The organism is Nonomuraea helvata, from assembly GCF_039535785.1.
GTDB classification, from domain to species: Bacteria; Actinomycetota; Actinomycetes; order Streptosporangiales; family Streptosporangiaceae; genus Nonomuraea; species Nonomuraea helvata.
Genome location: NZ_BAAAXV010000012.1, coordinates 368,792 through 386,567, shown reverse-complemented (window position 1 = coordinate 386,567; position 17,776 = coordinate 368,792). Strand labels below are relative to the sequence as shown.

Genomic DNA, 17,776 nt, shown 5'->3' with positions numbered 1-17,776 from the left:
CGACAGCGGTTTCGAACACTGTTGGAAAAGGTGAGCGCCATGGACGGGCTGCTGTTCTACGCGACCACGGCCGCGTTGATGGTGATGATGATCAACAGCGGGTTCGGCGCGGTCGGGCGTGGCTCGGTGCGCGGGCGTCCCGTCCCGTGGGTCGCGGTGGGCCTGACCACACTGGCTCTGGCCGGGGTCGTCCTGCAGCTGTACTGGGCGGGGGCCATGGCCGCGCTCGACCACGATCCCGCCAAGACCGGCTGGTGGCGGGTGTTCACCTCGGTCTTCATGCAGAACGGCGGCGTCGCCGGCGCTGTCTGGAACATCGCCACTCTCGCCGCCGTCGCCGCGCTCGCCCAGTGGTTCTGGGGCGGCCGGCTGACCGTCGTCCTCTTTCTCGCGGGCGTCCTGCTTCCGGAACATCTCGACGTCCTGCTCGGGCTGGGAGGCCCCAGCACCGATCCCCGCGACTTCGCCGGAAGCTCCGGCGCCACCTACTTCCTCGGTGCGAGTCTGGCCCTGGCTCTGCTGACCCGCACCAGGATCAGGAAGGAGCAGGTCCTGGCCACCGGCGTCCCCGTGCTCGGGCTGGCGATGTGGTTCCTGCAGGACAACGGCCACGGCCTGGTCGCCGTGTACGGCTTCGCTCTCGCCATCCTCGTCTGGGCGGCCCGCCGATGGATGCGCTCCGCAGCCAGACGATCATCGCGACCCACCGCCTAGAGCCGGGTTCGCAAAACGCCCCGAAGGCGGAGAAGGTGGCGGGTGCCGGCCCTTCTTGGTGCCTTGGGTGATGACGAGGCGGGCGGCGATCTCGCGAAGACTGAGGTCCTGCTCGCGCAGGTGCACGGCCATGGACAGCATGGCAGGGTCGATGACCGTGGCGCCCCTGATGACCTTGCCGTTCTTGTGGGCGCTCTCATGGCCTTCCAGAGTGCGGTCGCGGATGTATTCGCGTTCCACCCCGGACCGGGCGGCCGGCACGGTGAGCACCTTGGCCAGAGTGGACAGTCGCCTGCGCGACCGTGACCCCGTGCAACCGCTGAAGGTCGGCGGCGAGCCGCGCGGGCCCGTGCTCGGTCTGCCGCCGCAATGCCTCCACCAGGTCAGCGATGTCCTCGGCAATGCGGGCCGGGTTACTGGCGGGACGGGAGGAGTGGTCGAGCAGGTCGTTCTCGCCGTGCGCGCGCCAGCGGGCGTACCACGCCCCAGGGCATCGTGGTGGGTTCGGTGACGAAGCCGGTCAGGTTCTGGTGAACGCGGTCCACGTCGTCGACGCGGAACTCGATGATCACGCTGCGGTTGTCCGCCGGGTGGGCAGAGCCCGGGGCGAACAGCGGGACGGTGCGGGTGCCGGCGATCGCGAGGGCGGCCTTGGGGGTCTTGAGTTCGGCGAAGTCCTCGGTGGCCCACATCGCCCGCACCCCTGTGGCTCGCTCGTAGAACTCGACGAGGCGCGCGACGTCGCTGGTGATGATGCGGATCGAGACGAAGTCCATGGGGATCTCCTTGGCTGTGATGAAGGCGTGCACGTCGCAGACTAGGAGAAATAGTGGACAGAATCGGTCCACTATTCGCGTTAGGCTGCGAACATGCCCCGACCCACCGGCCGCGTGCTGACACTCCTGGAGCTGCTGCAGTCGGGCGGCACCCGGACAGTGGCCGAACTCGCCGACCGGCTCGGCGTCGAAGGGCGCACCGTGCGGCGATATGTGGACCAACTGATCGACCTGGACGTGCCTGTGGAATCGGTACGCGGCCGCTACGGCGGGTACCGGCTCGCCCCCGGCTACCGTCTGCCTCCGCTCATGCTCAGCGACGACGAGGCGCTGGCCGTGCTGCTCGGCCTGGTCGCCGGCCGCCGAGCAGGGCTGACGACGACGCAGCACACGGCAAGCGAGACGGCCTCGGCCAAGATCCGGCGGGTGCTGCCCAAGCACGTCGCCCGCCGGCTGGACACGCTCCTGGAAGCCCTCGCCTTCACGGATCAGCCCGGTGAGTCCGCCACCCCGGACGCCGGGGTCCTGCTCACCATCGCCGATGCGGTGCGCCACCGCCGACCGGTCTCGATCCGCTACACCGACCGCGACGGGCGGCGCAGCGAACGCACGCTGCACACGTACGGGATCGTCGCCCATGCGGGCCGGTGGTACGTCACGGGCAAGGACCCCGACATCGGCGAGGACCGAACCTTCCGGCTCGATCGCATCGCCGACGCGAGGACCTTGCCCGGCTCATTCGAGGCGCCCATGGGTCCCGATCCGGCACAGCGCGTGTTGTCAGGGTTCGCCACGGCTGAGTACCGGCATGAGGTGACCTTGCGGATCCACGGGACAGTTGAGCAGATCCGCGCCCGCCTTCCCGCCAGCGTCGCCAGCCTGGAGGAGCACGAGCCCACGGCAGACCAGGACCGGGCGGCCGAGCGCTGGCTGCGCGTCGAACTACGGGCGGAGCGGCTCGACTGGTTGCCTCCGGCACTCGCCGCACTCGACCGCCCGTTCGTCATCGAGCGCCCCGACGAACTGCGCGACCTCGTCACCGCGCTCGCCGACCGCCTCGCGTCCCACGCCCGCCAAGCCTGACAGCGAGGAACCAATGTCATGAGATGGCACATCTAGCCCGTCCGCTGCCGATGGCCGGCGCAGGGCGCGATGGCGGCATCATCGAGGGGGTGCCGGCGCCGGATGGCCGGCACCGTGGATTTCCTAAGCGCTATTTCGGTGCGTGGAAGCCGCCGATCTTCTGCTCGAGCAGTTCGGCCAGCCGCAGCGGGGTGCGGTCCTCGAACATCGGACCGATGAGCTGCACTCCCACCGGCAGGCCCTCGGGGGACCGACCCGCTGGTATGGCGGTGGCGGGCAGGCCGGGCATGGTGGCCAGGCCGGCCCAGACGAGCTGGTCGAAGTACGGGAACTCGACGCCGTCGATGTCGATGCGCCGTGCCAACGGATTGGGGTCGTGGTCGTGCGGGAACGCGGGCGTCGGCGTGATCGGGCAAACCACGGCGTCGAACTCGGCGAACAGCTGCCGCCAGCCGTGACGGTGGACCTCTCGGCGGTTGTTCGCCTCCATCCAGTCGAGGTGGCTGAACAGCATGGCGCGCAGCCGCACGGCGTCAAGGCTCTGGTCGTCCGCGCTCAGTCCGGCGACGCGGGTCCGCAGCTGCTCGTGCGATTCGATGGGAAAACGCGCAACGGACCCCGAAATCAGCAACTGCATGTAGAGCGTCGCGGCTTCGCTCAGATCGGGCAGCAGCGGACTGTGCCGTTCGACGCGGGCGCCGCCGTCGACAAGCGCGTCGGCCACCCGGTTCACGCCCGCCCGCACGGCGGACCCGGTCGGGATGAGCGGATGCTCCTCGAGGACCAGGACTCGGAAGTCGCAGAGCCGCTCGTGGCGCGCGGGCGGCAGCGTCACGTCGTACGCCACGCCGTGCGTCAGCGGGTCCGGTCCGGCCATGATGTCGAGCAGGAGCGTGAGGTCGCGGGCAGTGCGCGCCATCGGACCGACGACGGCGAGGTCGAGGTCGACCGGCAACGGCGGCGCCGGCGGCGCGACCATGCCACGGGTCGCCGCCAGCCCGAGCGTCGGCTTGTGCGCGTAGACGCCGCAGAAATGCGCGGGGGTGCGCAACGAGCCGGCGAGGTCGGAGCCGATGGACAGCGCGCCGAAGCCGCACGCCAGAGCCGCCGCTGATCCGCCCGAGGACCCACCCGACGTGCGACCGTGATCCCACGGGTTGTTGGTGGTGCCGTAGATCTCGTTGAAGCTCTGGATGTCTTGCAGCCCCACCGGCACATTGGTCTTACCGAGCACCACCGCGCCCGCGGCCTTCAGCCGCGACACCTGTACCGCGTCCTCGGCCGGCATGAAGTTCGCCTGCGGCGGCATGCCCCAGGTTGTGGGCAGCCCGGCGATGTTGTAGGACTCCTTGACCGTCACCGGAATACCCAGCAGCGGCCGGTCCTCGCCGCGGGCGCGCGCCTGGTCGGCAGCGTGCGCGGCGGCCCGCGCACGGTCGAAGTCCGGCACGCAAATCGCGTTGATCACCTTGTCGTCCCGCTCGATACGGGCGATCGCCGCGTCGGTCAGTTCCACCGAGCTCACTTCACCGGCACGCAAGGCGGCCGCGAGTTCTTCGGCCGCCTGAAAATTCCATTCCATAAATTTGACTCTAACGGCCTGCGGCAGACGCTCGTCCCCACACAAGTCGCCCGCATGCGCCGGAAAAACCTAAACGGCTACCTTCGCTGGGCCGAAGTCGCGCACTCATTCTGCCGCCTAAAATGTCCCGCCCCAGGTCAGCATGGTCGATGGCGGGTCGACCCCACTGGCAAGGGCATGAAATTCAGCTTCGCGCAACGAGATAGATGTCTCCATGCTCATCCCGTTTCTCGCCGGCCGCCGACTATTCGCTCGGACCGCTGGCCACAGTGCGCGGGGATTGTCCAGTAAACGGGGTAACTCATTTTAAATTTGTTCTATCGAGGTGGCTGAGGGTCAGGCGGCCTTGGAAGCGGGCGCGGCCGGCTCATGCACCCGGCGCGCCGCATCGGCCATCACCGCAGACCGAGGCTCTCGCCGGGGACGGCTCAGGGCGTCAGTCCCAACTCGCGCAACGAACGCCAGCCCGTGCACGGCTCGGCCACGGGAGCCGCGTCCTGCTCGGCGGCGATGCGGCCGGCGCGGGCGAAGGGGTGGTCGTGACCCGCCCCGCCCCGAGGCCGGCAGGTGCCCTCAAACCGGCGTCTTCAAGATCCACCCATGGCCGGTACTACCCGTATCTCGGCTGGACCGGCTCTATGAGGTGGACCGTGCCGGTCGCCGCCGTGCCGGCGTGAACCCGGGCGCGGTGGGTCCGGTAGCCCCGCGCCCGCTCTTTCGCCCGGCGCGGTGCTCAAGCGGGAGCAGGGCGGCGGGACGGCCGCGGAAGTACAGGCTCAGCACCGAGCCAGAAGCGGTGCGCTCCAGGGTGACGTCGTCACACAGACGCTGGATCACCCACAGGCCGAACCCGCGCGAGCCGGTCGGGTCCACCGTGGCGGCGGCCAGGTGCTCCGGGGTCAACCGGCCGCCGATGTCGAGGATCTCGATGATGACGCCGTGCTCGTGGCCGCGCGCGGTGACCCGGCCGGCCTTCCCGCCGTGGTCGAGCACGTTGGTGACGGCCTCGTTGACCGCCAGTACCAGGCCCTCCAGTTGCTCGCCGTTCAGTCCGTGGTGCTCGCCGTGGATGCGCACCAGTTCGCGGATGTAGCGCAGGTCGGGGCTGATGGGGCAGCGCAGCTCGAAAGTCATTGATCTCCGAGCCCGCCGGCCGACAATAGGAGGAAGGAATGCGAGCTCACGACTCTTTTTCCGGCTGGTCGATCGTTAAACACCGCATCGCGGCGGCGGCCTGCTCGGCATCGGGATGGATGACCAGGATCGGCCACACGCCGGTGATCTGCAGGAGGCGCGCGGGCCTGCCTCGCACGGCGGCCAGGCGGAGGATGCCGCCCTGGTCGTGTACGGAGGTGTTCAGCCGGAGCAGCACATGCAAGCCGCGGCTGTCCAGGAAGGTCAGCTCGCCCAGGTCGAGGATCATGCCCAGGCCGGGCCGGTGATGCTGCTCGGCGTAGGACTCCAGCCGGTCGGCGTTGGTGGCGTCGAGCTCGCCTGTCACAGTGATCAGCACGCCGCCGGGCAGCTCCCGGCAGGTCAGGTTCAGGGGCGACATAGCGCGCCGCTGCTGTGTCCGAAGCCTGAGCCTGGACTCAGTCCTGCGGATCTCTTCCAGCCCGGGGTCACCCATCACCCTCGCTTCTCCATGCCGCCGATCGGTTGCCGCCCTCACACTCTTGTCCCCGCCGTCGTCGCCGACCAGCACACCAGACGAAGAATTGTCCTCACCGCTGTCCAGTAAACGAAATCGGTCGGCTGGGGAGCGGCCGGCGTCACCCTGTGCTTGGGCAACCGGACGATGCGTCAGGCTCCGCTCAGCGGTGGTGACGCGGTTCGGCTCAGGCGTGCAGGGTGTCGCTGGGCGCGCACCCGTAGGCTGCTCTGTAGGAAAGGGCGAAACGCCCCGGGTGGAAGAAGCCCCAGCGGGCCCCGATCGCGGCCACCGTGGTGGCGGCCGGATCGCTGATCTTCAGCTCGTCGTGCGCTCGGGCCAGCCGGACCTGGCGCAGGTGGCCCAGCGGGGTGGTGTTCAGGTGCCGGCGGAAGGCGTACTGCAGGGCGCGAGCGCTGACCCGGGCCGCGGTGGCGATCTCGGCGATGCCCATGGGCATGTCGGCGTGCTCGTCGATGAAGGCGAGCGCGCGGCGCAGCATCTGGGGATGGGCGTCGTGACGGTCCATGGCGGTGGCCTCGGTGCCGGCGTTGCTGGGCAGGGCCGCCAGCACGCTCGCGGCCAGCAGTTGCCCGGCGGTGGAGACCAGGAGAGGTTCGCCGGCCAGCTCCGGATCGGCCAGGACATCGTCGCGCAGGTAGGCGATGGTGCGCTGGAGATGCCGGCCGGTGGCGGCGGAGACAGGCCGGTGTCCCAGCAGCCGTACCGGTTCCGGCCGGCGACCCGGAAGGGTGCCGGCCACCTGCTGCAACAGCTCCGGGTCGAACATGACGATGTTGTAGCGCGAGCGGCGGATCTCACCGGCGTAGGGCAGGTCCGGGGGCGCGAACAACACCGCGTCCCCCGGCCCGAACACGTCCTGCTCGCCGCCCGCGACCTGCTGGACGATGGACCCGGACTCCACCGTGCACAGGCATACTTTGCCGAGCGGGTTCACGTCGTAGCTCATGGCGTATTCGAGGTCCAGCCGGTCGACGCTCACCGTTCCCATGCTCTGACGCGAGATCCTGGTCCGCGGGCGGTCGATGTCGGAGCCGATGCGCATCTTGGCGTAGGCCTTGCTGAGGAACTCCTCGGTCTTCCCCAGATCATTGCTGTCGAAGGTCAACGGCTCCATGGCATCCTCCGATCGCCGCCAGACCCGCTGCCACACCCGCGAGTCTCGCGTACGGGCGCCGGGGCAAGGTGCCTGATGGGCCGACCATACCGCGGCCACATGCGGCATCGCCGCTCCCTGAAGTCCCGAGGCTCTGTCTTTCATTCCCGGGCGGTGGTCAGCCAGCGGCGGTGGTCAGCCAGCGGCGGACGTCGGCCATCGCGGTGCCGTCGCTGTCGGCGTCGATCGCGGCGGCCAGGTCCGCGACGGAGATGCGGGCGAGCGCGAGCGACCAGGCGTCCTGGGCGGCCGCCATGGCCCGGGCGATGGCGCATGGTCGCGAGCATCGTTCGGCGGGGATGCCGAGCGGCCCCCGCTGTCTGATCTCGGCACATCGGTAGGCCGGCTCGTCCCCGTCGACGGCCCGGACCACCTCCAGCGCGCTGATCTCCGAGGCAGGTCTGGTGAGGGTGTAACCGCCGATCTGGCCCGCGGTGGAGTGCACGATGCCGGCCCGCGACAGCGCTTGCAGGTGCTTGGCCGTGTACGCCGGGGGAGTGCCGTGCAACTCGGCCAGCCGTGCCGCCGGCACCGGCTCCTGGGTCTGGCTGAGCGTGACGCAGCTGTGCAGGGCCCACTCCACGCCGTTCGACATCCTCATGCCCCCACCTTACTCATCGCGGACATGCGCTATCCGAGTTGTGATACAACTCGGATATAAATCATCCGAGATCAACTTTCCGGGATGCTCATGACGTACACAGAAGATCCCTCGCCTGCCACCCGCGTGCCCTTGGGGGCGGCGGTCGTCGCGCTGTTCGCCGCCGCGGCGAACCTGCGACCGGCCATCGCCGCCGTCTCGCCGCTGGTGGACCGCATCCGCGGCGACCTGCACCTGTCGGCGACGGGAGTGTCACTGCTGACCACCATCCCGACGCTGGCCATGGGGTTGTGCGCACCCCTCGGCGCGTACGTGGGCCGCAGGTACGGGCTGCAGCGCGGCGTGCTGCTCGGGCTCGTGGTCATCGCCGTCGCCACGGCGGCCCGCCTGTTAGGCGGATCCACCTGGCTGCAGCTGAGCAGCGCGGCGATCGTCGGCACGGGGATCGCGATCGCCCAGACGCTGCTGCCCGCCGTGGTCAAGACGCGCTTCGCCGCGCACGCCGGACTGGTCACCGGCCTCTACACGGCCGGACTGGGCCTGGGCGGCGCGGTCGCGGCCGGGGCAAGTGCGCCGCTGGCCGACGCCGTCGGCTCCTGGCCGGGAGCGCTGGCCTCCTGGGCGGTGCTCGCGCTGGTGGGCATCGCGTTGTGGGCGGCCGCCAGAGGCTCCCTCAGCCTCGACGACGTCAGTGCCCCTGCCGGACCGGCGGCCCGGGGCCTGCCCTGGCGCAGCGGCACGGCCTGGAAGATCACCGCGCTGTCGGCCGTCAACTCCGCTCTGTACTACTGCGAGCTGGCTTGGGTGGTGCCGCTGCTGCATGACGACGCCGGTCGCAGCGCCGCGGCGGCCGGTGTCATGCTGACCGCGATGATCTCCATCCAGGTCGTCGCCATGCCGGCCGTTCCGGCACTGCTGGGGGAGCGCCTGGACAAGCGTGTCGGCCTGGCGCTCACGATGACGCTGACCGCCGCAGGATTCCTGGGACTGGCGTACGCACCGGGCACGGCGGCGTGGCTGTGGATCGCGGCGCTGGGCGTGGGGCACGGCGGCCTGTTCACGCTCGTGCTGACCCTGCCCGTGGTGGCCGGCCGGGACCCGCAGGAGGCCGGGCGCATCAGCGCGATGGCGTTCTTCATCGGCTACGCCTGCGCCGCGCTGGCCCCCCTCCTGGTGGGCGCGCTACGCGACTCCACGGGCGACTTCCGGCTCGCCTTCGGCCTGCTGGGCGGCCTTGGCCTGTTGATGCTCGCGCCCATCGCGCGCCTTCGCGTCAAGGCCGACGCATGAAGCTGGAACGGCTCACCGGCGAAGAGGCGCTCGCCCGGTCCGCCGAACTCATCGAGATCTACCGCATCGCGTTCAGCGGCCCGCCCTGGTACGAGGACGGGTACGGCACGGCCGACTTCGTCAAGCGGCTGACCACAGACGTACGCCGCCCCGGTTTCACTGCGGTGCTCGCCACTCATGACGGCAGCCCCGCGGGATTCGGCACGGCATGGCCGACGCAGGCCCCCTTCCCCGAGGGGCGCGCCTATGACCGGGTGCGCCTCGAGCTCGGCGGCCAAGTGGAGAAGCGCCTGGTGGGAGCGTTGGAGGTGGACGAGCTCGCGGTCAGCCCGCACGCCCGCGGTCAGGGCCTGGCGGGCCGCATCCTCGACCTGCTCTGCGAGGACGCGACCGACTGCTGGCTGCTGACGGCGCCGCAGGCGCAGGACGCGATCAGACTGTACGAACGGCTCGGCTGGCAGCGTCTGACCAGACCTGCGACGAACGTCGTGGTGTTCATCCGGTCTCAGGACGGCGTCCGGCAGCACCAGCAGCTCTGACCTCATCAGAGCGACAACGCGGCCATGAAGGCCATGCCGACCGCCATTCCGGACGGAGCGACGGCGAGATGGGGTCCGCCGAACGCCGTCAGCACCAAGAGGAGGAACATGACCACGAAGTCCTGGATGTGATGACCGGTCTCGGCGCAGCGGGAGGGGGAGAGACAGCCCGGCAATCTGTGACGGAACGAAGCAGGCGCCTGGCACCTTCGCCGTCGAGGGCGCGTTTTCTCACTTTGGAGCCGTGATCACGTGGCAGGTAAAGGGTTGGACAGGATGATGTTCGGGCTTGTAGCTTGCAGGTGACCGTGACACCGCCCGAGGAGGTGAGCCCCATGAACGCTGTATCGATGTGGGTGCTCCCCCTTCCCGTCACGGCTGGGCGATTGACGTAGGTGTCGCCGGGAGCGCCTCGCCAACAAGGCACTCCCGAAAGGCAACACCTATGCACTCTCAGCAGGTCACCGCCCAGCCACCGTCGAACGACGGGGTCGGGCGCGCGTCCCTCGTCTTCGACGTGATCATTGCCGGGTGCGGGCCGACCGGCGCGATGCTGGCCGCCGAACTGCGCCTGCACGATGTGCGGGTACTCGTTCTGGAGAAGGAAACCGAGCCCGCGTCGTCCGTCCGCATAGTCGGTCTGCATATTCGCAGTCTCGAGCTGATGGCGATGCGCGGACTGCTGGATCGCATTCTCCAGCAGGGAAGAAAGCGTCCGGCCGGCGGTTTCTTCGCCGCCATCCCCAAACCCGCGCCCAAGGGCCTGGATTCCGCGTACGCCTATCTGGTGGGCATCCGGCAGCCGGTCATCGTTCATCTGCTCGAAGAGCATGCGATCGCACTGGGTGCGCAGGTCCGGCACGGTTGCGCGGTCGCCGGTCTCGAGCAGGACGACGAGGGTGTGACCGTCGAGCTGGCCGACGGGGAACGGCTGCGTTCGCGCTACCTCGTCGGCTGTGACGGCGGGCGCAGCACGGTGCGCAAACTGCTCGGCGTCGGCTTCCCCGGCGAGCCCTCACGGACCGAGACGCTGATGGGCGAGATGGAAGTGGGCGTGCCGCAGGAGGAGATCACCGCCAAGGTGGCCGAAACCCGCGAGTCCCAGCAGCGATTCTGGCTCCGGCCCTTCGGCGAAGGGGTCTACAGCGTCGTGGTCCCCGCCGCGGGAGTCAGCGACCGCACGGAGCCGCCCACCCTCGAGGATTTCCGACAACAGTTGCGCACCATCGCCGGAACCGATTTCGGCGTGCACTCCCCGCGCTGGATGTCCCGCTTCGGGGATGCCACCCGGCTGGCCGAACGTTATCGGGTCGGGCGGGTGCTGCTGGCCGGCGATGCGGCACACATCCATCCACCCACCGGCGGACAGGGACTCAACCTGGGCGTTCAGGACGCGTTCAACCTCGGCTGGAAGCTGGCCGCACAGATCCGCGGCTGGGCGCCGGAGACACTGCTGGACACCTACCATGCCGAACGTCATCCGGTCGCCGAGGACGTGCTGGACAACACCCGCGCCCAGATGGAACTGCACTCCACCGAACCGGGCCCGCAGGCCGTGCGCAGGCTGCTCACCGAACTGATGGACTTCGAGGAGGTGAACCGCTATCTGATCGAGAAGATCACCGCGATCGGCATCCGCTACGACTTCGGCGAGGGCCCCGACCTGCTCGGCCGCCGCCTGCGCGACATCGACGTGAAACAGGGCCACCTCTACGGTCTGCTGCATCGCGGCCGCGGCCTGCTGCTGGACCGCACCGAACGCCTGACCGTCGGCGGCTGGTCGGACCGGGTCGACCACCTCGCCGATCCCACCGCGGCACTGGATGTTCCGTGCGTCCTGCTACGCCCCGACGGCCACGTCGCCTGGATCGGCGACGATCAGCAGGACCTGGACGACCACCTCTCCCGCTGGTTCGGCAAGCCCGCCGACTGATTTCGCCCGCGCAGCCGAAAAGGGCCGCGAGGACGGACCCGCCGGCATGGGAGATTGATCAACTGCCCTGGGCGGGCAGTCGGTCGGCGTGGGAGCGCCGGGCGACTGCCCGCCCTGGGAGCCGCGGGCCCGTCAGGGCTTGAAGGCGGCCGCGTGGTCGTGGGCCCAGGCGGCGAACGTGCGGCCAGGCCGTCCGATCAGCCGCTCGAGGTCCGTGGTGATCTCGGTCGGAACGCCGTCGTTCAAGCGCTGCCAGTCCAGGATCGCGTCGGCGATGGGCCCGGACACGTATTCGGCCATCTCCGCCTTCCACTCCTCGCGGGTGACGTTGCGGATGATGATGTCCCGGCCGGTGACGCGGCTGAGGATGTCGATCTGCTCGGCGCACGTGATCGACTCAGGCCCGGTCAGCGTGTACGTCCGGCCGCTCAGGGTGGGGTCGGTCAGGACGGCGGCGGCCGCCTCGGCGAGGTCGGCCTCGTGGATGGGATCGGTGTACGTCCCCGGGTAGGGCAGGCTCACCGGGGCCCCGGCCTTGATGGGCCAGGACCAGGCCAGGGCGTTACCGGAGAAAGCGCCGGGACGGAGCATCGTGCTGCGGACGGGGGCGGCGGTCAGGGCGTGTTCGACGTCCAGATGGGACTTGGCCAGCGGGTTGGCCTCGGGGTTCGGGGCGAGCACGGCGGACGACGAGAGCACCACGATGTGCTCCACTCCGGCGGTGACGGCCTCCTTCACGAAGGCGTCGATGTGCGACGGCTCGGCGTACAGGAAGACCGAACTGACGCCCGCCAGGGCGCCGGGAAAGGTGGCCGGGTCGGTCAGGTCGCAGGTGGCGATCGACGGGTCGCCCGGACGGCTCGAGGCCGGGCGGACCGGCAGGCCGCGCTGACGCAGGAGGGCGATGAGCTCGGTGGCCACAGCGCCACGGGCGCCGGTAACAAGGGTGGTCATAGTAGGTCATGCCTTTCTGAATGCTGAAAGCCGGACGGTGCTGTGTCCGGGCGGGGTTGGGGTTGTTCAGGGGGCGTGGTGGGGCTGAGCCTTGCGGGGGAGCAGCCGTACCAGGCCGCAGCAGACAATCGTGGCGACGATCACGATGAGCAGGCTGCGCGTGGCGGCCCCGTCCTGGTCGCCGGCGCCGAAGTAGACGGTGGTCACGACCGCGGCGCCGACGGCGTTGGCGAGTTGCTGGATCGCGGTCAGCGATCCGCTGGCGCTCCCGGTCTGGCGCGGGTCGATGTCGCCCATGGTGACGTCGAAGACGGTCCCGAAGCAGGCCCCCATGCCCAGCCCCAGGACGAGTGCCGGTGGCACGAGCGACCACACGTCACGAGGGGTGCCCGAGGCGGCGAACAGCAGCCAGCCGGTGCCGGCCAGCGTGGTGAGCAGCCCGATGAGGATCAGGTCCCGGCCGAGCCGGGCGATGAGCCGGTGACAGGCCACCGAGGCGACGACGATGCCGGCTGCCACCGGCACCAGGCCGACCGCCGCCTTGACGGGGGTGAACCGCAGGTCGTACTGCATCAGCAGCGACATCACGTACAGCAGGCCAGAGACGGCGGCGAAGAAGACCACGCCGAGCACGAGCCCGGCGGTGAACCCGCGGTTGCGCAGCAACGACGGCTCGATGAGTGGGCTGGCGGCGGTGCGCTGGCGCACACAGAACAGGCCGAAGAACGCCACCCCGCCGGCCAGGCACAGGTACGCGACAAGGCCCCAGCCATGGGCGGATCCGTCGATCAGCCCGTACAGGAAGGCCACCATGGCCACCCCGAGCAGGCCGGCGCCGATCCCGTCCACCGACACCTCCGGCGCATCGGAGCGCGCTCCGTCGGTGGGCAGGAGTCTCGCCGCGGCGAGGAACGTCGCTCCGCCGAGCACGATGTTGATCAGGAACATGGCCCGCCACCCGAGTCCCAGCAGATCGGACTGGATCAGGAACCCGGCCAGCACCGGCCCGCCGACCGACGAAGCGCCGAGCGTCGGTGCGAACGCGCTGAAGGCCTTGCCGAGCTGGTCACGCGGGAAGGCCGCCGTCACGATGCCGAATCCCTGAGGGATCATCAACGCTCCGAACGCCCCCTGGACGATCCGGGCGGCGATCAGGGTGCCCGCGCCGCCTGCGATCCCGCAGGCCACGGATGCGATCGTGAAGCCGCCGATGCCGATCAGGAAGAGCCGGCGCCGCCCGTACTTGTCGCCGAGCCGTCCTGCGGGGACCAGCAGCACGCCGAGCGCCAGTGCGTAGCCGGCGCCGAGCCACTGGATGAGGGTCTCGCCTCCGCCGAGGTCGGCCGCGATGGTGGGCGCGGCGAGGTTGGTGATCGTGGCGTCGAGGAGGTCCAGTACGGCGGAGGCGAGGATGACGGCCAGAACGGCCCAGCGCCTTCCTGCCTGGACCGGCGCGGCGCGGATGGGTGCGGACATGCGGTCCCCTTCCAGGGGTTGACGACAGTAAGATAGGGGCGTGACACAAAAAGTGCGTCACGCAAAGATTGCGTGACGCAAGTAAATGTGAGGTATGGGGCTGTCCTGTGTCAAATCGAGCCGAAACCTTGAAGCGGATGATGGACGAGAGTCAGCGGCACTATGCGGCGTACGTGCTGTTCAACCAGGCGATGGCCGATCATCTGCAGATTCACTCCACCGACCTCCAGTGCATGGGACTGCTGGGTATGGAGTCGAGGCCGGTGAGCACCGGTGAGATCGCACGGCTGACCGGCCTGACGCCGGGCTCCGCCACCCGCATGGTGGATCGACTGGAGAAGGCGGGCCTGGTGGTACGGCAGCCGGACCCTGCCGATCGCCGGCGGGCCTTGGTCACTTTGACACCTTTGGCGCGGGAGAGGGTCGGTGCGGCCTGGGACGTACCGGGCAAGGCATTCGCCGAAGTGCTGGAGAAGTACGACGACGCGGAGCTGGCCGTCATCGCCGACTACCTGCACCGAGCCGCCGAAGCGGGCCGCGCCCAGGCCGACCGCCTCACCAAGGAGGCCTGAGTCTCCACCCCAGGCGATCAGCCCGCCGCGATGGCTTCGATCTCGAGCAGCCAGCGCTTGTCGAAGATTTCCGAGATGATCACCGTCAGCGCTGGGCGATGAGCGCCGAGGATTTCACGGCGTATCGCCGAGTTGGCGTCGGCATACTCACGCTTCGAAAGAAACGTGGTGACCTTCACCAGGCTGGATACTCCAAGCCCCGCACCGGTCAGGCACGCCTGAATGTTGTGCCACACGATCCGGCACTGCGCCTCGAAATCATCCGGCACGTGACCGTCGGGCGACTGGGGGATCTGTCCGCTGACGAAGACCAGCCGTGAGGCGCCGGCCACGGCCAGCGCTTGGGCGTATCCTCCCATCGCCGGTGGAGCGTCGGCCGGCTGAATCGGGGTCAGAATGATGTTTTGTGCCATCATGGTCGGTCCTCTCAGGTTGTGACGTCGCCGACCATGGCCAGCACTCGGTCCAAGGTCGCCAAGGCGGTTTCGGCGTCCGCGCGGGTGAGCACCATGGGTGGTTTGATCTTCAATACGTTCCCGTGCGGGCCGTCAAGCGACAGCAGCACCCCGCCCTCGCGGGCCAGCTCCACGACGCGCGCTGCCGCTTCAGTCGCAGGACGCTTGGTGGCCCGGTCCTCGACCAGGTCCACTCCGAGGAACAAGCCGCGCCCCCGTACGTCGCCGATGATCGAGTGCCGCGTGGCCAGCTCCGTCAGCCCTGCGGCAAGGCACGTCCCGACCTCGGCCGCGTGCGCCATCAGCCGCTCGTCGCGGAGCACGTCCAGGACGGCGAGTCCGGCCGCGCACGAGACCGGGTTGCCGCCGTAGGTGTTGAAGTACTCCATGCCGGTCTGGAAGGCGCGTGCGACGGCCGGTGTGGTGACCACGGCGCCGAGTGGGTGACCGTTCCCGATCGGCTTGCCCAGTGTCACGATGTCGGGGATCACCCCGTGTGCCTCAAATGCCCACATGTGGCTGCCGACCCGGCCGAATCCGCACTGCACCTCGTCGGCGATGCACAGGGCGCCTGCCTCGCGCGCGGCGGCGTACGCCGCCGCGAGATGTCCCGGAGCCGGCTCGATCTGACCTGCGCAGCCCAGGATCGACTCGTGCAGGAAGGCAGCCGGGGGTGCGTCGGCGCAGTGAGTGGCGACGTCGGCCGCGTACCGCGGGCCGTCGGCCCCGTACCGTCCCCGGTAGGGGTCGGGCAGTTCGCACACGCGCACCCGTGGCCCAGGCCCGTCGCCACCGGCCCGGTTGAACTTGTACGGGCTCACTTCCACGAGAGAGCCGAGATTGCCGTGATAGGCCCAGTCGAGGACGAGCACGTGCTCTCGTCCGGTCGCCGTCCTGGCCATCCGCAACGCGAGGTCGTTCGCCTCGCTGCCGGAGTTGGTCAGCATCACCACCGACAAGGGGTCCGGGAAGGTGGCGGCAAGGCGACGGGCGTACTCGATGATCGTCCCGTGCAGGTAGCGCGTGTTGGTGTTCAAGAGTTCCGCCTGCGCGGCCAGCGCGCTCACCACGCGCGGGTGACCATGGCCGACGTGCGCGACGTTGTTGACCAGATCGAGATAGCGCCTGCCGTCCGCGTCGACCAGGTACGCGCCGTCGCCGGCGACGATGTGCAGCGGATCGGCATAACTGAGCGACAGGGCCGGCGCCAGATTCGCGCGACGACGACGGGCCAGCTCCTGCTTGCTCCGGTCCCGAGCAGGCACATGCGACACGGGTATCCGGAGCAGCAGATTGGGGTCGGGGGAGATGCTCTCCCAGACGTCGATGTCATCACGCTCGATCACCCCTGGCAGGTCGGTCGAGCGGCCGAGCAGCGTGACGAACAACTGAACGTGCACGTGCGGCGGCCAGTTCCCGTTCTCCGCAGGCACACCGACCCGGGCGATCCGCTCGCCACGCCGTACCCGCTGCCCGGGCGCCAGGCTCGACACGACCTCCCGGCCGAGATGGCCGATCAACAGCCAGAACGGCTCGCCGTCGTCGGTGGCGTGCTCGAGGAGCACGACCCCGCCGTAGTCGTAGGGGTCGGCTCGGTACTCGACGGTGTGCACCGTACCGTCCAGCGGTGCGAACACCGGTTCACCCTCGGGGACGAACAGGTCCACTCCCAGGTGTACGGTCCGGGGCGGCCCCTCCGATCGGGACGAGGTGTACGCGTCCGAACGGTAGACATCGCGGTCCTCCCGATATCTGCCGAGGCCGAAGGTGTGGCCACTGGCCGCCACCTGGGAGTTCACCGCGGCCACCGTCGTCGGATCCGTATGCGTCCAGTCCAGGACCAACGGCGGATCGGCGGCAAGGTTCCGGTCGATGACCGGGGCAGGATCGCAGGCGGCCGACTGCAGCCAGGCCACGATCCTTCGCTCACGGGGGATCGGCCGGTAGCCGCAGGCGTCGCGAAAGCGCGCCTCCCGCAGTTCGCGGGGCTCGCGCGTGATCGCCCCGATCGCTCTGCGTACCTCCGTCTGACTGATGGTGAGGTATGAGTTGTCCGGGTCGGAACGGCGCTGCACGGCGGCGTTCACCACGCTCATCGCAAGCCTGGTGTCGACCAGATCCGGCAACAACGCCAGCTCCTGCGGCCTGACCGGCGACTCGGCGTGGTAGCCGGCGAGCACCGGCAACGCGGCCGCCATGGGGTCGGCGTGGCCGAGCTGGGCGTAGGCGAGCGCGACGGCGAGCCCGCACACCCGTGGCGCGCGGACCACGTCCCCCACGTCGAGCAGCCCGGCGACGCCGCCGTCCGGGCCGACCAGGACGTTGTGCTCGTTGGCGTCGTTGTGGATCGCCTGCTGAGGAAGGGCGCCCAAGGCGGGCAGCAGCTCATCGAGCCTGTTGAGCGTGGTGTGCACGAACGGCCGGAGGGCATCGTCCACGAACGGCGCGTTCCCGAGCAGCGCCACCGCCTGCTGCATGTTCCAGCGGTACGGCCGGTCGAGTGCCGGATGATCGAACCCGGCGAGCGCCGCGTCCAGGCGCGCCACGGCTGAACCCAGCGCACGCAAACGCGTTTCATCGGGCGGGCCGGCATCGGCCCACACGGTCCCCGGGAGCCACTCCAGCAGGCGGGCTCGCCGGGCGTGCCCGCCGAAGCTGACACCGGCCGTCGCGACGAGACGCGGTACCGCGAGTTCGGGTGCGGTCCGGGCCAGGTGCGCCAGGATCTCGTCCTGAAAGTCCAGCACCGACGGGTCGGTAGCCGGATGATGCACCTTGAGCACATAGGCCGGGACGCCCTCCACATCCAACCGGGCATTCCAGTCGAGCTCCCCGGGCAGCAACGTGGCGGACGCCGGGACACCGAAAAGCTCCGTGGCCCAGGAGGCCAGCAGCGCGGCAGAGGGCTGAGTCATGCCAGGAATGCTAAGCACCACAGCTACACAATGTCGAACAATTCGCCGCTATCCTGCG

Annotated in this window: 18 protein-coding genes; 6 read left to right on the top strand and 12 right to left on the bottom strand. The window is 69.5% G+C overall.

Annotated features, from left to right (window positions below; all coding sequences use genetic code 11):
* Positions 1 to 39 precede the first annotated feature (39 nt).
* Entirely contained in the window at positions 40 to 714 is a 675-nt protein-coding gene (locus ABD830_RS52065; RefSeq protein WP_345003065.1) for a hypothetical protein, read from the top strand.
* Here the strand turns inward: ABD830_RS52065 and ABD830_RS52060 are convergent.
* The 3 genes from ABD830_RS52060 to ABD830_RS52055 are packed head-to-tail and all read right to left on the bottom strand — an operon-like array spanning position 694 to position 1,490.
* Positions 694 to 984, bottom strand: coding sequence for a hypothetical protein (locus tag ABD830_RS52060; protein ID WP_345003064.1), 291 nt, complete (start codon positions 982 to 984; stop codon positions 694 to 696). The genes ABD830_RS52065 and ABD830_RS52060 overlap by 21 nt on opposite strands.
* Complete coding sequence (locus ABD830_RS54560; protein ID WP_378520928.1) at positions 911 to 1,159, bottom strand: hypothetical protein; 249 nt, start codon at positions 1,157 to 1,159, stop codon at positions 911 to 913. Before ABD830_RS54560 ends, ABD830_RS52060 begins: the two co-directional genes overlap by 74 nt.
* Positions 1,128 to 1,490, bottom strand: a complete 363-nt coding sequence (locus ABD830_RS52055; RefSeq protein ID WP_345003063.1) for a VOC family protein — start codon at positions 1,488 to 1,490, stop codon at positions 1,128 to 1,130. The genes ABD830_RS54560 and ABD830_RS52055 overlap by 32 nt, the downstream gene beginning before the upstream one ends.
* Before the next feature lie 93 nt (positions 1,491 to 1,583).
* Here ABD830_RS52055 and ABD830_RS52050 point away from each other — a divergent pair, with 93 nt between their 5' ends.
* Positions 1,584 to 2,573 (top strand): helix-turn-helix transcriptional regulator, encoded by a 990-nt coding sequence (locus tag ABD830_RS52050; RefSeq protein WP_345003062.1) that lies wholly within the window; start codon positions 1,584 to 1,586, stop codon positions 2,571 to 2,573.
* A gap of 130 nt (positions 2,574 to 2,703) precedes the next feature.
* Here the strand turns inward: ABD830_RS52050 and ABD830_RS52045 are convergent, their stop codons facing one another.
* The 5 genes from ABD830_RS52045 to ABD830_RS52025 all read right to left on the bottom strand — a co-directional run bounded on the left by ABD830_RS52045 (position 2,704) and on the right by ABD830_RS52025 (position 7,584).
* On the bottom strand, positions 2,704 to 4,155 hold the full coding sequence (locus ABD830_RS52045; RefSeq protein WP_345003061.1) for an amidase: 1,452 nt from the start codon (positions 4,153 to 4,155) through the stop codon (positions 2,704 to 2,706).
* A gap of 636 nt (positions 4,156 to 4,791) precedes the next feature.
* Complete coding sequence (locus tag ABD830_RS52040) at positions 4,792 to 5,289, bottom strand: ATP-binding protein (RefSeq protein WP_345003059.1); 498 nt, start codon at positions 5,287 to 5,289, stop codon at positions 4,792 to 4,794.
* Between the two features lie 46 nt (positions 5,290 to 5,335).
* Positions 5,336 to 5,710, bottom strand: a complete 375-nt coding sequence (locus ABD830_RS52035) for an STAS domain-containing protein (protein WP_345003058.1) — start codon at positions 5,708 to 5,710, stop codon at positions 5,336 to 5,338.
* Positions 5,711 to 5,993: 283 nt separating this feature from the next.
* Positions 5,994 to 6,944, bottom strand: a complete 951-nt coding sequence (locus tag ABD830_RS52030; protein WP_345003057.1) for a helix-turn-helix transcriptional regulator — start codon at positions 6,942 to 6,944, stop codon at positions 5,994 to 5,996.
* Between the two features lie 157 nt (positions 6,945 to 7,101).
* Entirely contained in the window at positions 7,102 to 7,584 is a 483-nt protein-coding gene (locus tag ABD830_RS52025) for an RrF2 family transcriptional regulator (RefSeq protein ID WP_345003056.1), read from the bottom strand.
* A gap of 90 nt (positions 7,585 to 7,674) precedes the next feature.
* Between ABD830_RS52025 and ABD830_RS52020 the strand changes: the two genes are divergently transcribed.
* The 3 genes from ABD830_RS52020 to rox all read left to right on the top strand — a co-directional run bounded on the left by ABD830_RS52020 (position 7,675) and on the right by rox (position 11,346).
* A complete protein-coding gene (locus tag ABD830_RS52020) occupies positions 7,675 to 8,874 on the top strand; it encodes an MFS transporter (protein ID WP_345003055.1) in 1,200 nt (399 codons plus the stop codon).
* Positions 8,871 to 9,413 (top strand): GNAT family N-acetyltransferase, encoded by a 543-nt coding sequence (locus ABD830_RS52015; protein WP_345003054.1) that lies wholly within the window; start codon positions 8,871 to 8,873, stop codon positions 9,411 to 9,413. The genes ABD830_RS52020 and ABD830_RS52015 overlap by 4 nt, the downstream gene beginning before the upstream one ends.
* A gap of 445 nt (positions 9,414 to 9,858) precedes the next feature.
* A complete protein-coding gene (gene rox, locus ABD830_RS52010) occupies positions 9,859 to 11,346 on the top strand; it encodes a rifampin monooxygenase (RefSeq protein WP_345003053.1) in 1,488 nt (495 codons plus the stop codon).
* Positions 11,347 to 11,478: 132 nt separating this feature from the next.
* Here the strand turns inward: rox and ABD830_RS52005 are convergent, their stop codons facing one another.
* Complete coding sequence (locus tag ABD830_RS52005) at positions 11,479 to 12,300, bottom strand: NAD(P)H-binding protein (RefSeq protein ID WP_345003052.1); 822 nt, start codon at positions 12,298 to 12,300, stop codon at positions 11,479 to 11,481.
* Between the two features lie 66 nt (positions 12,301 to 12,366).
* Positions 12,367 to 13,776: an MFS transporter gene (locus ABD830_RS52000; protein ID WP_345003051.1), complete on the bottom strand. Its 1,410-nt coding sequence runs from the start codon at positions 13,774 to 13,776 to the stop codon at positions 12,367 to 12,369.
* Between the two features lie 137 nt (positions 13,777 to 13,913).
* Between ABD830_RS52000 and ABD830_RS51995 the strand changes: the two genes are divergently transcribed.
* Positions 13,914 to 14,348, top strand: coding sequence for a MarR family winged helix-turn-helix transcriptional regulator (locus ABD830_RS51995; RefSeq protein ID WP_345003050.1), 435 nt, complete (start codon positions 13,914 to 13,916; stop codon positions 14,346 to 14,348).
* Between the two features lie 17 nt (positions 14,349 to 14,365).
* Here ABD830_RS51995 and ABD830_RS51990 read toward each other — a convergent pair whose 3' ends face one another.
* Positions 14,366 to 14,764 carry a RidA family protein gene (locus tag ABD830_RS51990; protein ID WP_345003049.1) on the bottom strand — a complete coding sequence of 133 codons (399 nt, stop codon included), beginning with the start codon at positions 14,762 to 14,764 and terminating at the stop codon, positions 14,366 to 14,368.
* An 11-nt stretch (positions 14,765 to 14,775) separates the two neighbouring features.
* A complete protein-coding gene (locus tag ABD830_RS51985) occupies positions 14,776 to 17,718 on the bottom strand; it encodes an aminotransferase class III-fold pyridoxal phosphate-dependent enzyme (protein WP_345003048.1) in 2,943 nt (980 codons plus the stop codon).
* Positions 17,719 to 17,776 lie beyond the last annotated feature (58 nt).

Bases quoted from the DNA above. Each gene is read 5' to 3' on its own strand.
- ABD830_RS52065 (WP_345003065.1), top strand. From the start codon at position 40: ATGGACGGGCTGCTGTTCTACGCGACCACGGCCGCGTTGATGGTGATG.
- ABD830_RS52055 (WP_345003063.1), bottom strand. From the start codon at position 1,490: ATGGACTTCGTCTCGATCCGCATCATCACCAGCGACGTCGCGCGCCTC.
- ABD830_RS52050 (WP_345003062.1), top strand. From the start codon at position 1,584: ATGCCCCGACCCACCGGCCGCGTGCTGACACTCCTGGAGCTGCTGCAG.
- ABD830_RS52045 (WP_345003061.1), bottom strand. From the start codon at position 4,155: ATGGAATGGAATTTTCAGGCGGCCGAAGAACTCGCGGCCGCCTTGCGT.
- ABD830_RS52040 (WP_345003059.1), bottom strand. From the start codon at position 5,289: ATGACTTTCGAGCTGCGCTGCCCCATCAGCCCCGACCTGCGCTACATC.
- ABD830_RS52035 (WP_345003058.1), bottom strand. From the start codon at position 5,710: ATGTCGCCCCTGAACCTGACCTGCCGGGAGCTGCCCGGCGGCGTGCTG.
- ABD830_RS52030 (WP_345003057.1), bottom strand. From the start codon at position 6,944: ATGGAGCCGTTGACCTTCGACAGCAATGATCTGGGGAAGACCGAGGAG.
- ABD830_RS52025 (WP_345003056.1), bottom strand. From the start codon at position 7,584: ATGAGGATGTCGAACGGCGTGGAGTGGGCCCTGCACAGCTGCGTCACG.
- ABD830_RS52020 (WP_345003055.1), top strand. From the start codon at position 7,675: ATGACGTACACAGAAGATCCCTCGCCTGCCACCCGCGTGCCCTTGGGG.
- ABD830_RS52015 (WP_345003054.1), top strand. From the start codon at position 8,871: ATGAAGCTGGAACGGCTCACCGGCGAAGAGGCGCTCGCCCGGTCCGCC.
- rox (WP_345003053.1), top strand. From the start codon at position 9,859: ATGCACTCTCAGCAGGTCACCGCCCAGCCACCGTCGAACGACGGGGTC.
- ABD830_RS52005 (WP_345003052.1), bottom strand. From the start codon at position 12,300: ATGACCACCCTTGTTACCGGCGCCCGTGGCGCTGTGGCCACCGAGCTC.
- ABD830_RS52000 (WP_345003051.1), bottom strand. From the start codon at position 13,776: ATGTCCGCACCCATCCGCGCCGCGCCGGTCCAGGCAGGAAGGCGCTGG.
- ABD830_RS51995 (WP_345003050.1), top strand. From the start codon at position 13,914: ATGATGGACGAGAGTCAGCGGCACTATGCGGCGTACGTGCTGTTCAAC.
- ABD830_RS51990 (WP_345003049.1), bottom strand. From the start codon at position 14,764: ATGATGGCACAAAACATCATTCTGACCCCGATTCAGCCGGCCGACGCT.
- ABD830_RS51985 (WP_345003048.1), bottom strand. From the start codon at position 17,718: ATGACTCAGCCCTCTGCCGCGCTGCTGGCCTCCTGGGCCACGGAGCTT.